This is a genomic window from Pseudomonadota bacterium, from assembly GCA_022361155.1.
Taxonomy (GTDB): domain Bacteria; phylum Myxococcota_A; class Polyangia; order Polyangiales; family JAKSBK01; genus JAKSBK01.
Window position 1 is genome coordinate 1 of the sequence record JAKSBK010000056.1, and the last position, 13,144, is coordinate 13,144.

Below are 13,144 nucleotides of genomic sequence, written 5' to 3' on the forward strand. Positions count from 1 at the left end.
CCTTTCGCAACGATGCCGCATCGAGATCGCGCACCATGTTGCCGTTGAAGCACAGGCTCATCGAGCCCCGCTCCTCCGAAACCACCACGACCACGGCATCGGTCTCCTCGGTGAGGCCCACCGCGGCCCGGTGCCGGGTGCCTAGCGACCGGTCCAACTTAGGTCGAGCGGTCAGAGGCAGCACGGCTCCCGCCTGCCACACGCGCCCCTCACGGATGATGACCGCACCGTCGTGCAGCGGGTTTTCGAAGCTCGGTACGAACACGCTGTAGAGCATCTCCTTGCTGACGGCGGCGTCGAGCACGGTACCCTGCTCGATGAATTCGCCAAGATCGGCATCGCGCTCGAACACCATGAGGGCACCGATACGTTTCTGGGCAAGCATCGACGCGGACTTGACGACCTCTTCGATGTCGTGTCCCTGCTGGGCAGCGCGTACGGAAGTGAAGAACGCACGCCGCCCGAAGCGCATCAAGGCGCGACGAATATCGTTCTGGAATATCACAACAATGATCAGTACCAAGGAAGTCAGCAGGGTATCGAGCATCTCGTACAACGTGAGCAACCCGAGCCGGCGCGAGGCCTGATACACGATGAACACGGCACCAAGCCCGATACCTATCTGCATCGCACGTGTACCCTTGATAACGAGAAGCACGTAGTAGATCACGAGCGCCACGAGGAAGATGTCGACGAGATCCCAAAGCCACAGCGACAGATCGCGGTCGAAGAACGCGGCGACGGCATTGATGAACTCGCTCACGGCCTGCCTCCGTGACGAGTGCGCAGCGCCTGCGCCACCATGGCCGCCTGCCGCATCGTGTCGACCTCGTGGACCCGTACCGCGTGCGCACCGGCAAGGACCGAGGCCGTCACCGCAGCAGCCGTGCCACCTTCACGCTCGAGCGGCGAGGGCTTGCGACCCGAAGCAGCCGCTGCGACCTCGGCGATGAAGCTCTTGCGGGAGGCTCCTACCAGCACTCTGTGATCGGTGTCGACAAACGCGCCCAGGTTGGCAAGCAGCGTCAGGGATTGGTCCCAAGTCTTGGCAAAACCTATGCCCGGATCGATCCAAATCGCACTGCGGGGCACGCCATGGGCTACGGCGCGCTGCGCCGCTGCCAGCACTTCGCGTCGGACATCCAGCACGACGTCGTCGTACTTGGTGTTCTCGGCGTCGATCTGCCCCGCTCCACGTGTATGCATCAAGACCAGCTCCGCTCCGCTTGCCGCGACGACCTGCAACAACTCCTCGTGCGCCCCACAAGACACATCGTTGACTATTGTAGCGCCTGCCGCGAGCGCCTGCCGAGCTACTTCGGCTTTTGTTGTGTCCACTGAGATGCGTACCGCCCGTGACTGTTCCACGAGCGCCCGAACGACCGGAACGACTCGAGCCGCCTCCACCTCCGCCGGCACCGAGCGCGCGCCGGACCCGTAGGTGCGTCCCGCCGGCCTGGAGGATTGGCCGCCCACATCTACGACGTGCGCGCCCTGGCTCAGAAGACGCCGCCCGTGCTCCAATGCGGCGCCCAGCTCGGAGTAACGGCCGCCGTCGGAGAAGGAATCGGGGGCCACGTTGAGCACTCCCCAGATCTCGCAGCGGGTTACGTCCGACATCTTGCGCCTTGCCAGCGACGCCCGGTCCTCTGCAATCTGCACAGGTTATGGTACGGACGGGCGCGTCCTTGGGAGGCGCCTTGCTAACTCCCTGAGGGGACTTCGCGCGGGCGTGGCTGGAAGATCGAGCTCTTTCTGTGCTTGTCCCGCGCCTGCTTCTGCTTTTCGGCGTAGCTCGGTATCACGATGCGCTCGCGGGTCGGCAGCGGTTGGCCGCTCATCGCGGCTTCGATTTCCTCGCTGTCCAGCGTCTCCCGCTCCAGCAGGGCATTGGCGATCGCATCGAGCTTGTCGCGGTTGTCCAGGATCAACCTGCGGACGCGCTCGTACTGCTCTGTGATGATGCGTCGCACCTCTACGTCGATGTCTCGGGCGGTCTGTTCGGAGTACTCGCCTCTGCGGGGACCAGGCATGAAGGGCAAGAACGACTCCTCCTGCTGGCCGTAGGCCACGGGCCCAAGGTTGTCGCTCATGCCCCAATCCGCGACCATGGAGCGTGCAAGCTCGGTGGCCTTGCGAAAGTCGTCCGCGGCACCGGTCGTGACCTGTTCGCAGGCGATCTCCTCGGCCACGCGACCTCCGAGCGCCATGGCGATGCGGTCAAGCGCCCACTCCTTCGAATAACCTACGCGATCCTCTTTGGGCAGCGACATGGTGACCCCCAAGGCTGGCCCACGCGGGATGATGGATACCTTGTGGACCGGATCGTGGTTGGGCAGCAGCAACGCGACCAGCGTGTGCCCAGCCTCGTGCCAGGCCGTGCGGCGCTTCTCCTGCTCGCTGATGATCATCGAGCGACGCTCGGATCCCATCAGCACCTTGTCCTTGGCCATCTCGAAATCCGTGGTGGCCACCGCGTCTCGATCGAGGCGCGCCGCCAGTAGAGCCGCTTCGTTGACCAGGTTCTCGAGGTCTGCCCCTGAAAAACCCGGCGAGCCGCGCGCGATGATCTCGAGGTCGACACTTGGATCCAGGGGCACTTTCTTGGTGTGGACTGCCAGAATGCCTGCGCGGCCGTTCATGTCGGGCCGAGGCACTGTGATCCGCCGGTCGAAGCGACCTGGTCGCAGAATAGCCGGATCCAGGACGTCCGGACGGTTGGTGGCGGCGATGATGATCACGCCTTCGTTGGACTCGAAGCCGTCCATCTCGACCAGAAGTTGATTGAGCGTCTGCTCGCGCTCATCGTGACCGCCACCAAGACCGGCCCCGCGATGCCTGCCGACCGCGTCGATCTCGTCGATGAAGATGATGCAGGGAGCGTGCTTTTTGCCTTGCTCGAAGAGATCGCGGACGCGTGAGGCCCCCACACCCACGAACATCTCGACAAAGTCCGAGCCGGATATGCTGAAAAAGGGCACCCCAGCCTCACCGGCGATGGCTCTGGCCAGCAGCGTCTTGCCCGTCCCGGGAGCGCCCATCAACAGCACACCCTTGGGGATCCGCCCACCCAAACGCTGGAATTTCTTCGGATCCTTCAGAAAAGCGATGATCTCTTCGCAATCGTCCTTGGCTTCGTCGATCCCGGCAACGTCCTCAAAAGTGACTTTGTTCTGCGCCTCGTTCAGCAGACGGGCGCGCGCCTTGCCGAAGCTCATGGCCTTGCCGCCGGACGCCTGAAGCTGGCGCATGAAAAAGAAGAACACCACCAGCAAGAAGATCATGGGGACCCAGGTCACGAGAATGCTGCCCCACAGACCGTTCTGGTCGTCAGGCATGTACTCCACCCGGATCTTGCGTTCGAGCAGCTCCTTGTTGAGCTGCTCGCCGACGATCCCGATCGAGACCTTGCTGTCACGCTGCTGATTGGACGCCTTGGATACGTAGTGGAACTCAGCGCTGTTGTCTCGGGGCTTGATGTCCACCCGATCCACGTTGTTCGACCGCACGTCCCCAATGAACTCGCTGTACGGGACATTCCTCGGCTGCTCGCCGTCTGCCACCAGCTGATAAATGGCGACGAACATGAAGATGAGCATGACCCACAGAATCAGGGTCTTGTGGCTCTGCTTCACTTCAACCTCAGTAGGGCAGCCTGATTCAGTAGGGCAGCCTGATTCAGTAGGGCAGCCTGATTCAGTAGGGCGGCTTGATTCAGTAGGGCGGCTTGATTCAGTAGGGCGGCTTGATTCACGCTCGCAAGTCCTATCAATCCGTTAGCATAGCGGGTTTACCGCTTCAACGAAACGAACCGACCGCAGGTTGTCGTTGGTTGTGGCCCTACACCGCGTCCCCGCGCCCGGCGGGGCCTGGCGCGTCCTCGGAAACCGGTCCAGTGCTGCCAGCGGTCGTGTTGCGCCTTCGCCCCCACATCGGCATGAGCGCGACTACAGCGTCGTAGTTACCAACAGCTTATGTTCCGATTAGTGCCCAACGCGCCGGCGACCCCGAGCCCGCCCTGAGCCCCGGCTCAACACGAAGCGGCCACGCTGAGGGCGAACGCTCCAGCCGCCGGCCAGCCACACCTCGCCTCGGCCGCTCGTTACAACTGCATCGAGCGCTTGAAGCTGGGCACGACCCGGGAGATGACCGGTGCACTTTGCGATCCAACGACGGAGTGTCGCGCGCCGCAGGCTCTCGCCAGACTCGCGCAGCAAGGCCAGCCCCAGGTGGAAGGGAGGCCCGTGCGGAGTCGATTCGACCGTGGATCGCACAAGGAGTGCCTCGGCTTGGAGCCGCAGGTGCTCCCGCATGGATCGAGCATCGTCGGCGAGCGCCGCCAGGTGGGAGATCAGCGCAGGGTCCTGCTGCGCTAGCGGCACAAGCAGGTCACGGACACGGGTACGCAGGAAGCGAGCATCGCGGTTGCTGGCGTCGTCGGCCAGCCTCCGAAAGGTGGCCGTGGCCAGGGCACGCACGTCCGCACGGCGACAATCGATCAGCGGGCGAATCACCCCATCGGCTCGACCCGGATCGATCCCGGCCAGACCCTCGATGCCCGTACCCCTGGTCAGACGCGCCAGGACGGTCTCGGCCTGATCGTCCTGGGTGTGGCCGGTGGCAACACGCTGTGCCCCAAGTCCTGCCCCGAGGTCAAGAAGCGCCTGGTAGCGGGCCCGGCGCGCGCGCGACTGCAGCGAAGGCCCACGAGGGCCGAGCTCCACGCTTACGCAGTGGAAACCGACGGACAGCGCCCGAGCCTGCTCCCGCGCCAGCTCGACGTCCAGGGCGGCGTCCGCCCTCAAGCCATGGTTGACCGAGGCGGCGCTTAGCCGCAGGTCGAATCCGTCCGCCAAGCGCGCAAGCGCAGCGAGCAGCGCCGCCGAGTCCGGACCGCCCGAGCATGCGGCAAGAACGTGGTCACCAGGCCGAAGCAGCTGCCGCGCAAGCAGCGTCCGGCGCACGCGCCCGAGGACAATCGAGGCGCCTGCCACCGGAACGAGCCCTAGAACGCACCTGAAACCAGGGCGAGCCGGACCTGGGAGCCAGCCGGGACCACGGGCGATTGCAGGTTGGAACGGGCGGATCCCGACCGCACTGCCAGCGCGGGCAGCCCCAGCCTTACAGCACCCGGGGACCAGCGCACGAGTCCACCCGGGGCGAGGCGCCCGAGCGACGGGCGACCGCTGGTCCGAGCAGCTCGATCATCCTCCGGGTCGTACGCGGTCGCCGTCAAGGTCAACAGCATCGACGGGATGACCAACGCCATGCCAAGAGCGAGCGATGCCACGGCGAGCTCGGGGCTGCCACCGCCGTTCTCCAGCAGGTAGTAGCCGGCCACGGCTCCGCCGCCCGCAAAGAGGGGCGGAAACACGAGAAACGCCCAAGTATCGTCGAGCCCCACGGCGGCGGGCAGTACGAAGCCGAGCTCGGCACCCACCAGACCGAGACCGACCATGCCCTTGAAATCGGCGTCGACCTGCGCGCTCTGCGCACGGGCCCGATGGCTTGCTGCCAACAAACAGCTCAGGACGAATACGGCTGCCAGTAGCCTGGCACGACGTGGATTGGTCACGGACGAACCCCGCAAGGTGAACATCACCTTACTACGGACGCTTTCTTGCGGGCAAGGCATGAGACACAAGACCTACACCCTGCAATCGGCCAATGCGGCGGATATCGACCGCGGGGCTAGTACAACCCTTCAGGCGGCGCCGAAGTCCAACACACGCATTTCGAGGGCATCCCCTCCCCGCCAGCCGTCGGGCTTGAGCGTGCCCACGACGCGCACGTTCATTCCGGCGCGGACTTCGCCCGCTCGCGCGCCCAGGTCGATCCCCAGGGCCACCACGCTCTGGTCACGAATCCGCAGGTTCAGCCGCAGGTGATCTTCACCCACGATTTTGCGCCCACGCACGACCGCATCCGGAATCACGAAGAGCGGCGCGTCGTTGCCGTGACCCAGGGGCTCGAGCAGTGCCATCTCGGACGCTGGCGGCAGGTCGAACACACTTCCGTCGAGGCAGGCGTCGACCGCCACGCCGGTGCTGGCGCAAGCTGCCACGTCGGCGGCGGGCGCCGAATCGGCGAACGCCGCGCGGAGCTCATCGAGCCGCGCCGGCGGGAGCGAAAACCCCACGGCAGCCTGATGACCACCAAACTTGGTCAATAAGGGACGGCAGCGTGCCACGGCGTCGTAGAGCGCAAACCCCTTGGGTGTGCGCCCGCTGCCGTGCGCCGTGTCGCCTTCGACGGCGGCCACGAGCGCCGGGACGCGGAAGCGCTCGACGAGTCGCGCGGCGACGATGCCGACGACTCCGCGGTGCCAGCCCCGCGCCGCTGCCACGATACCGTGGTCCGGTTCCCCTCCGTACACCTCGAGGACCTGTCCGATCGCGTCAGCGACGAAACCACGTTGTAGAGCCTTGCGCCTCTCGTTGAGCTGTTCGATCTCGGCCGCGAGCGTCCGGGCTTCGGAAAGCGTGCGCGATCGTAGCAGCGCCAACGTAAGCGACTGGTCCGCAAGCCTGCCCGGGGCGTTGAGCCGAGGCACGAGGCGGAAGGCCACGTCGGCCCCGCTCACGTGGCCGCCGGGACGCAACCTGGCGAGCTCGCACAGGGCCGCCACCCCCGGGCGACCATGGGGCGAAGCGATCAGCGTCAATCCCGCCTTCACCAGCCGCCGATTGTCCTCACGCAACGGAACCGCGTCGGCGATCGTTCCCAGTGCGACAAGGTCGAGCCAGCGCCGCAAGTCGAGCGCCGCGCCGAGTGCCTTGCGGAGCGCAGCGGACACGGACAGGACCAACCCAACGCTTGACAGCCCCTTGTACGGGAAACGGCACTCGGGACGCTGCGGGTTGAGGAAGGCGAGCGCGGGCAGCGTCGCTTCGGGTACCAGGTGATGATCGATGACGATGACATCGACGCCGGCGGCCTTGGCGCGCTCGATTCGCTCGTGGTCGCTCGAACCGCAGTCGCAGGTCACTATGAGCCCTGGTCGCGTTAGCAGGACCTTGTCAAGAGCCTGCTCGCTGAAGCCGTACCCCCCCTCGAAGCGGTTGGCTACGAGCACGCTGACCGTGCCGCCAAGCACCTCGAGCACGTCGGCCAGGATGACCGCGGATGTGGTTCCGTCCACGTCGTAGTCGCCAAACACGGTGATGCGCTCGCGGGCACGCACCGCTCGCGCCAGGCGCTCGGCGGCGATCTCGCGGTCGGCCATCGTGGCGGGCGGAGTGAGCCCGGCCAGCCGAGCGCTCAAGAAATCGCGCGCAGCCTCGGGCTCACGCAGGCCTCGGTGCAGCAGGACCTGGCCCACGGTAGCCGCCACACCGCACGCCGCTCCCAGCGCTTGGGCCGCTTCGGGTTCCGCCGGCAGCACCTCGTATTGCATGCCTCAAGCCCGCTGAAAGAAGCGTCGATCCATCCACTCGGTGAAAGGGGCGGCCACGTAGATCGAAGAGTAGGTGCCCACGACGAAGCCCACGAACAGTGCAAAAACGATATCTCGTATCACGGGTGTGCCCCAGATGAAGAAAGCTGAAATCGACAACAGCGTCGTGATGGAGGTGATTATGGTCCGGGAAAGGGTCTGCGACGTGCTGATGTTGATCAGGTTGTAGAGGCTCGCGTCGCGCATGCGATGCATGTTTTCCCGAATCCGATCGTAGACCACGATGGTGTCGTTGATAGAATAGCCGATGACGGTGAGGAGGGCCGCAACGGTCGCGAGATTGACTTCTTTCTGAAGCACCACGAACAGGCCGCACGTGATCATCGCGTCGTGGACCATGGCCACGACACCACCGGGAGCGAAACGCAGGTCAAAGCGAAAGGCCACGTACACCATGATGAACGCGACCGCATAGAGCAAGGCCTTGAGCGCCGCGTCGCGAAGCTGGGCACCTGCCTTGGGGCCGACCCACTCCACCCGCAGCGGCAGCTCCGGGGCCCGGTCGGGCATGGCTTGCTGCAGCCCGCGCACCACCTCGTCGGCCACCCCGACCAATCGGGCCTCGTAGCGGTGGTCGTCGGCGCGACCAAAGGCCGTAACCTTCTTGACCTGGGCGCCCGCCTGCTTGAGCGCAGCCTCGAGAGCAGTTGGGTCTGCCGTATCCGACAGGCGCAGCGAAATCTTGTCGCCGCCCGGGGATACTTTCATTTCCTCGAGCTGGGTAGCTCCCAGCGCGGACGTGAGCTTCGCCTCGATCTGCTCGATCTGCTCCTTGGGCAGCGAGGAAACCTCCTGGATCCGTATGATGTACTGGTTGAGCTTCCCTTCCACGCTCACGACCTGAGGACGCTCGTAACCGAGCCCCATGATGCTGCTACGCAGCGCCCCGGGCCCCGTATCGGTCTTGAAGGCCAGCTCGATCTCGGTACCCCCCTTGAAATCGATGCCGTAGTTGGGCCCCGGCACGAAAAGCAGCGCCAGGCTGCCGGCCACCAGCAGCGTCGAGATGACTCCAAACAGCTTGCGGTAGCGCAGAAAGTTGAACGTGCGGCCGGGCTTGAAGATGTGCATGGCTCACCCTACCGGCAAACGTTGAATGCGCAGTCCTCGGGCGATCCAGTCGAACATCACCCGCGAACAGAAGACCCCGGTAAAGAGCGAGCTGCAGATGCCCGCCATGAGCGTGACCGCGAAGCCCTTGATCGGTCCTGTGCCGAAGTTAAACAGCACGACACCTGCCAGAAAGGTCGTGAACTGGCTGTCCATGATCGCCCAAAAGGCTCGGCCGAAGCCCTGCTCTACCGCCGCCCGAGTCGACTTCCCGGTACGCAGCTCCTCACGAATGCGTTCCGTCACGAGCACGTTGGCATCCACGGCCATCCCAACGGTGAGTGCGATGCCTGCGATTCCCGGCAGCGTGAGCGTGGCCTCGAAAAACGCCAGCGTGGCAAGCAAGAACAGCAGGTTCAGCAGCACCATGAGGTCTGCCACTGCACCGGCGGCCTGGTAATAAATCAGCATGAAAACCAGCACCATGCTGACGCCCACCAGCACGCCTCGCGCGCCTTTTTGGACTGCGTCCTGCCCCAAAGTGGGCCCGATCAGCTGCTCGTTGGATGGTCGTATCGGCACCGGCAGGGCGCCGGCCTTCAGTACCAACACGAGATCACGGGCCTCGTTGAGCAGCTCGGTGTAATCGCGGTAGCCGCCCAGCGTGATCTGGCAATGGCCCCCGCCGATCCGCTCCTGAATGACCGGCGCGCTCTTGACCTGGTCGTCGAGCACGATAGCCATGCGCCGCTTGACGTTGCGGCCGCTCATCTCGTCGAGGGCATCGATCCCCTCCCCCTCGAAGTTCACGAGCACATTCGGCTTGTTGGTGCGCTCATCGCTCGAGACGAAGGCTTCCTGAATATAGTCACCGGTGAGCTCGGTCCGCGAGTACAGGGTGTAGGTGCGCCACCCCGTGCGTACAGCTTCACCCGCACCCGCCGTGTTCGTCTCGAGCGGGTCGATCTCGCCCAACAGCAGCTCCTGATCCGCAGGGATCTTCCGCGCAGAAGCCAACGTCTCGACGTAGCTCTCGAGCTTGGCGTAGGCGTCTTCGCCATACGCCACGAGGTAGCTCGACGCCACCTGCGGCTTGTTGGGTCCAGCCGATGCGGGCTCCACCCGCCGTTCCACACCCTCGGGCAGGTCAGCCAGGTCGGCAACGAACGTCGATTCGTCGGCCACGATCTTGAATTCCAAACGCGCGGTCTTGCTGATGATCTCGCGAATACGCTCGAAGGCCGATTCGTCCGCGCCGGGCACCTCTACGATGATGTCCGTACCCTGTGCCGTGATCGAGGTCTCCTTCAGGCCGAGCCCATCGACGCGGTTGGAAATGGTCTCCCGAGCCTGCTGTACGGCGGTGTCGCGGATGTTGGCCAAGAAGTCGGGATCGACCGCCAGCACCACTTCGGTGTCCGACCTCGAGATCTCACGCAGGTCTTCGTACCGGTTCAGCAGCTCCCGATCGAGCTGCCCCGTATCGCTCGCCGACTTGAAGGACACACGAAAGCGACGGCGGTCCTCGAGCTTGGCCACATCCACCCTGGCGCGGGTCTTGGCCATGTGGTCTCTCGTGGGGCTCTCAGCCTCGGGTATGATACCGAGCTTGATTCCTAGCTCGTTGAGAATCTGCTCGGCTCGGGTGTCGCGCCGGTCCCGTATGGCCTCATCGACTTCGACTTCGTAGACGAGTCGCAGCCCTCCTCGAATGTCCAGGCCTGGGCTGATGCGGCTCGAGAAGATGTCCTTTACGTACCCGGGCGCGGGCAACCAGCCATCCAACGTCGGCCACAAGGCGAACCACGCGGCAACGGTCAAGGAAAACACGAAAAGGAATCGAACGTACCAGCCCTTGTCCATCACCCCTGTCCCCGTGGCTCCTAGGCGGCGATCACGACTTCTTGCTCGGAGCGGGCTGCTTCGCGTCGGGCTCGGTGCCGGCACGAGGCTTTTCCGCGCGAGCTTCGATGTGCGATCTCAGGATGTTTATCTTGACCCGATCCGCGATCTGCAGGGTAGCCTCTTGCTCGCCGATCTCGACCACCTCGCCACGAATCCCCCCTCGCGTCCGAACCTTGTCACCCTTCTGCAGCGACTTGAGCATGCTGTCGTGCTCTCGCTGACGCTTCTGCTGCGGGCGGATGAGCAGGAAGTAGAACATGAAGAACATGACCGCCAGCATTCCGAGCTGCATGCCGCCACCCCCGCAACCCGGCGCTTGACCGCCCCCGCGCTCACCAACCTGCTGTGCGGCCTCGGCGCCAGTTGCCTCGGGCTGCAACCACAACAGCATCTTGAAAAGGAAGATTCGCATCTACACAGCAGGTGGGGCCACACGGCCTCGGAGTGCTTGCAAAGGCGCCCGGCGTGCCCTGGTCGGTGGGCTCTTTTGGCCCAAAAAAGTGGGCGCGTTCTACTCCAAGGCCAAAAGCCCGTCAACCAGGCGCCAACTTCGGGGCCGCAGACCGAGGTGGCGTTGGGGAATCTTCGCTCTCGCACGTCGCAGCGAAGCGCGCGGAAACGCCTCGCGACCTGGTCAGGCTGTGCTAGACACGCGATCATGGTGGAGAAGGTCGATAAAGTCTGGATGGATGGTGAGCTTGTGCCCTGGGACCAGGCCACGGTTCACATCCTCACCCACACCCTGCACTACGGTCTGGGAGTATTCGAGGGAATCCGCTGCTACAAGCGCGCTGACGGCAGCAGCGCCGTGTTCCGGCTGCGCGAGCACATCGACCGGCTCTTCGGCTCCGCCACGATCGCTGGACTCGAGCTGCGTTGGACCCGCGGGGAGGTGATCGAAGCCTGCCTTCAGACCGTTCGCTCCAACGGTCTGGACGAATGCTACATCCGGCCGCTAGCATTTTTGGGTGACGGAGCCATGGGCCTTCACCCCGCGGGCAATCCCGTTCGGCTCGCCATCGCGGTGTGGCGCTGGGGCGCCTATTTGGGTGATGAGGCGCTAAAGGGCGGAGTTCGGGTCCGTGTGAGCAGCTACACTCGACCCGGCGTCAACTGCATGATGACGAAGGCCAAGCTGGTAGGCAACTACGTAAGCTCCATCCTGGCGAAAACCGAGGTCACGGCCGCGGGCTACCAGGAGGCCATCATGCTCGACCCGCAGGGCTACGTTGCCGAGGCCTCCGGGGAGAACATCTTTGCGGTTCAACACGGCAAGGTGGTGACCCCACCGCCAGGTGCCTCGATTCTGAGGGGGATTACGCGAGACACCGTGATCGAGCTCTGCGGCGAAGTCGGAGTTCCCGTAGTCGAACGCATGATCTCACGCGACGAGCTCTACACCGCTGACGAGGTCTTCTTCACCGGAACGGCTGCGGAAGTGACACCCGTGCGGGAGATCGATGACCGTCCGATTGGGGACGGCGGCAGAGGGCCCATTACCAAACGCCTGCAGCAGCGTTACTTCCAGGTCGTGCGGGGCCCCGAGAACCTGCATCCGGAGTGGCGCGCTCAAGTTTGAGCCGGTCAGGCGCCGGCTGGGTCTTCGGCGGCTCCCACGGCAGCCGGATGATGCAGCATCCTGTGGCACCTGGGGCACTCCTCGACGGTTTCGGCCTTTTGCGCCCGGATGATGAGCTGGGGCGGCAACGCGGTATGGCATCCCGCGCAACTGCCTCCCTTGATGCTAGCCACGGCTACGCCCCCTCGGTGGCGCCGCACCAGCTCGTAGCGCCGCAGCACCGCGGCCTCCACACGGGCAGCAACCTCCTCACGGCCGGAAACCGCCTCATCGCGGCGCTCGGTGAGCTCTGCGGTGCGGCGTCCGGCGCCCGCGTCCTCGTCGGCAAAGTAGTCCTCGAGCTCCTGAAACTCCCGCTCGTGCCCGCCGAGAGACCGACGAACGCGTTCCATGGCCTCCCCGAGCCGCTGCCGCTCCTCCTCGCGCTCGCGTAGCGATCGGCGGAGTTGCTCGAGCTCGCGCTCGACTGCATCCGCCTCGCGCAACGTGCGGGCCTTGGCCGCTTTGGCCTTCGAGCGGCCGAGAGAGTCGTTCTTCTCCTGGATCTGTTCTTCCTGGACCTTGAACAAACGCTCGGCCTCGGCCAACTGATCGCGCTCCGCCTCCAGAAGGCCCCGCAGCCGCGCGACGTTGCTTCGTAGCTCGTCCATGCGAGCGGGGATCTCCTTCAGCTCGCTCTCGATGTCCCGCACACATGCATCGATCTCCGCTAGCTTGGCAAGGGCTGCGAGCTGTTCGCGTACGTCCATGCGCCACGCTCCAAGGTCTTTGCGTTGGCCCGCCGCGTGCGTCCGGCGATGGACACCTCCAACGCGCGTGAGCACAAGCCTGGCCCGGTTCGCACGTCACGCCGCGGGCGAGGCGTGTTAGCTCCAATCTCGGTCCAACGCAAGCCCCGGACCCGGCAAAGCCGCTCACCCATACCCGCCTGAAGTGATTTGGACGGGCCTTGCTTGACTCGACGCCTTAGGGCCCGCGGAAGAATAACTCATCCATTCCGCCGGTTCTGACCGCCGCTGGCTATGTTGCTCCTCCTCGAAGTATCCCCAATACTCCTCGTCGTCGCGCCTCGCCAGCGGCGCCCAGTCCTCACCGAAGCACACGAGTTATTCTTGCGCGGGCCCTTAGCAGCGACGCCTTGGCAGGGGTGGGCC

Annotated in this window: 11 protein-coding genes; 1 reads left to right on the forward strand and 10 read right to left on the reverse strand. The window is 64.7% G+C overall.

What is annotated here, in order from left to right; translation table 11 throughout:
• The 9 genes from cdaA to yajC all read right to left on the reverse strand — a co-directional run.
• Positions 1–763, reverse strand: a 763-nt coding sequence (gene cdaA, locus MJD61_01550) for a diadenylate cyclase CdaA (GenBank protein MCG8553962.1), incomplete at its 3' end; no start/stop codon positions are given.
• Positions 760–1,620 (reverse strand): dihydropteroate synthase, encoded by an 861-nt coding sequence (folP, locus tag MJD61_01555; GenBank protein ID MCG8553963.1) that lies wholly within the window; start codon positions 1,618–1,620, stop codon positions 760–762. The genes cdaA and folP, both read right to left, overlap by 4 nt.
• 83 nt (positions 1,621–1,703) lie before the next feature.
• Positions 1,704–3,635, reverse strand: a complete 1,932-nt coding sequence (gene ftsH, locus MJD61_01560; protein MCG8553964.1) for an ATP-dependent zinc metalloprotease FtsH — start codon at positions 3,633–3,635, stop codon at positions 1,704–1,706.
• A 348-nt stretch (positions 3,636–3,983) separates the two neighbouring features.
• Positions 3,984–4,994 carry a tRNA lysidine(34) synthetase TilS gene (gene tilS / locus MJD61_01565; GenBank protein ID MCG8553965.1) on the reverse strand — a complete coding sequence of 337 codons (1,011 nt, stop codon included), beginning with the start codon at positions 4,992–4,994 and terminating at the stop codon, positions 3,984–3,986.
• Positions 4,995–5,005: 11 nt separating this feature from the next.
• Positions 5,006–5,575 (reverse strand): hypothetical protein, encoded by a 570-nt coding sequence (locus MJD61_01570; GenBank protein ID MCG8553966.1) that lies wholly within the window; start codon positions 5,573–5,575, stop codon positions 5,006–5,008.
• A 129-nt stretch (positions 5,576–5,704) separates the two neighbouring features.
• Positions 5,705–7,396: a single-stranded-DNA-specific exonuclease RecJ gene (gene recJ / locus MJD61_01575; protein MCG8553967.1), complete on the reverse strand. Its 1,692-nt coding sequence runs from the start codon at positions 7,394–7,396 to the stop codon at positions 5,705–5,707.
• 3 nt (positions 7,397–7,399) lie between these two features.
• A complete protein-coding gene (gene secF / locus MJD61_01580) occupies positions 7,400–8,527 on the reverse strand; it encodes a protein translocase subunit SecF (GenBank protein ID MCG8553968.1) in 1,128 nt (375 codons plus the stop codon).
• A gap of 3 nt (positions 8,528–8,530) precedes the next feature.
• Positions 8,531–10,369, reverse strand: a complete 1,839-nt coding sequence (gene secD, locus MJD61_01585) for a protein translocase subunit SecD (protein ID MCG8553969.1) — start codon at positions 10,367–10,369, stop codon at positions 8,531–8,533.
• A 31-nt stretch (positions 10,370–10,400) separates the two neighbouring features.
• A complete protein-coding gene (gene yajC / locus MJD61_01590) occupies positions 10,401–10,823 on the reverse strand; it encodes a preprotein translocase subunit YajC (GenBank protein ID MCG8553970.1) in 423 nt (140 codons plus the stop codon).
• Positions 10,824–11,069: 246 nt separating this feature from the next.
• Here yajC and MJD61_01595 point away from each other — a divergent pair, with 246 nt between their 5' ends.
• Complete coding sequence (locus tag MJD61_01595; protein ID MCG8553971.1) at positions 11,070–11,990, forward strand: branched-chain amino acid transaminase; 921 nt, start codon at positions 11,070–11,072, stop codon at positions 11,988–11,990.
• 5 nt (positions 11,991–11,995) lie between these two features.
• Here the strand turns inward: MJD61_01595 and MJD61_01600 are convergent, their stop codons facing one another.
• Complete coding sequence (locus tag MJD61_01600; protein MCG8553972.1) at positions 11,996–12,739, reverse strand: C4-type zinc ribbon domain-containing protein; 744 nt, start codon at positions 12,737–12,739, stop codon at positions 11,996–11,998.
• Between the last annotated feature and the right edge of the window lie 405 nt (positions 12,740–13,144).

Bases quoted from the DNA above. Each gene is read 5' to 3' on its own strand.
- folP (MCG8553963.1), bottom strand. From the start codon at position 1,620: ATGTCGGACGTAACCCGCTGCGAGATCTGGGGAGTGCTCAACGTGGCC.
- recJ (MCG8553967.1), bottom strand. From the start codon at position 7,396: ATGCAATACGAGGTGCTGCCGGCGGAACCCGAAGCGGCCCAAGCGCTG.
- secF (MCG8553968.1), bottom strand. From the start codon at position 8,527: ATGCACATCTTCAAGCCCGGCCGCACGTTCAACTTTCTGCGCTACCGC.
- secD (MCG8553969.1), bottom strand. From the start codon at position 10,369: ATGGACAAGGGCTGGTACGTTCGATTCCTTTTCGTGTTTTCCTTGACC.
- yajC (MCG8553970.1), bottom strand. From the start codon at position 10,823: ATGCGAATCTTCCTTTTCAAGATGCTGTTGTGGTTGCAGCCCGAGGCA.
- MJD61_01595 (MCG8553971.1), top strand. From the start codon at position 11,070: ATGGTGGAGAAGGTCGATAAAGTCTGGATGGATGGTGAGCTTGTGCCC.
- MJD61_01600 (MCG8553972.1), bottom strand. From the start codon at position 12,739: ATGGACGTACGCGAACAGCTCGCAGCCCTTGCCAAGCTAGCGGAGATC.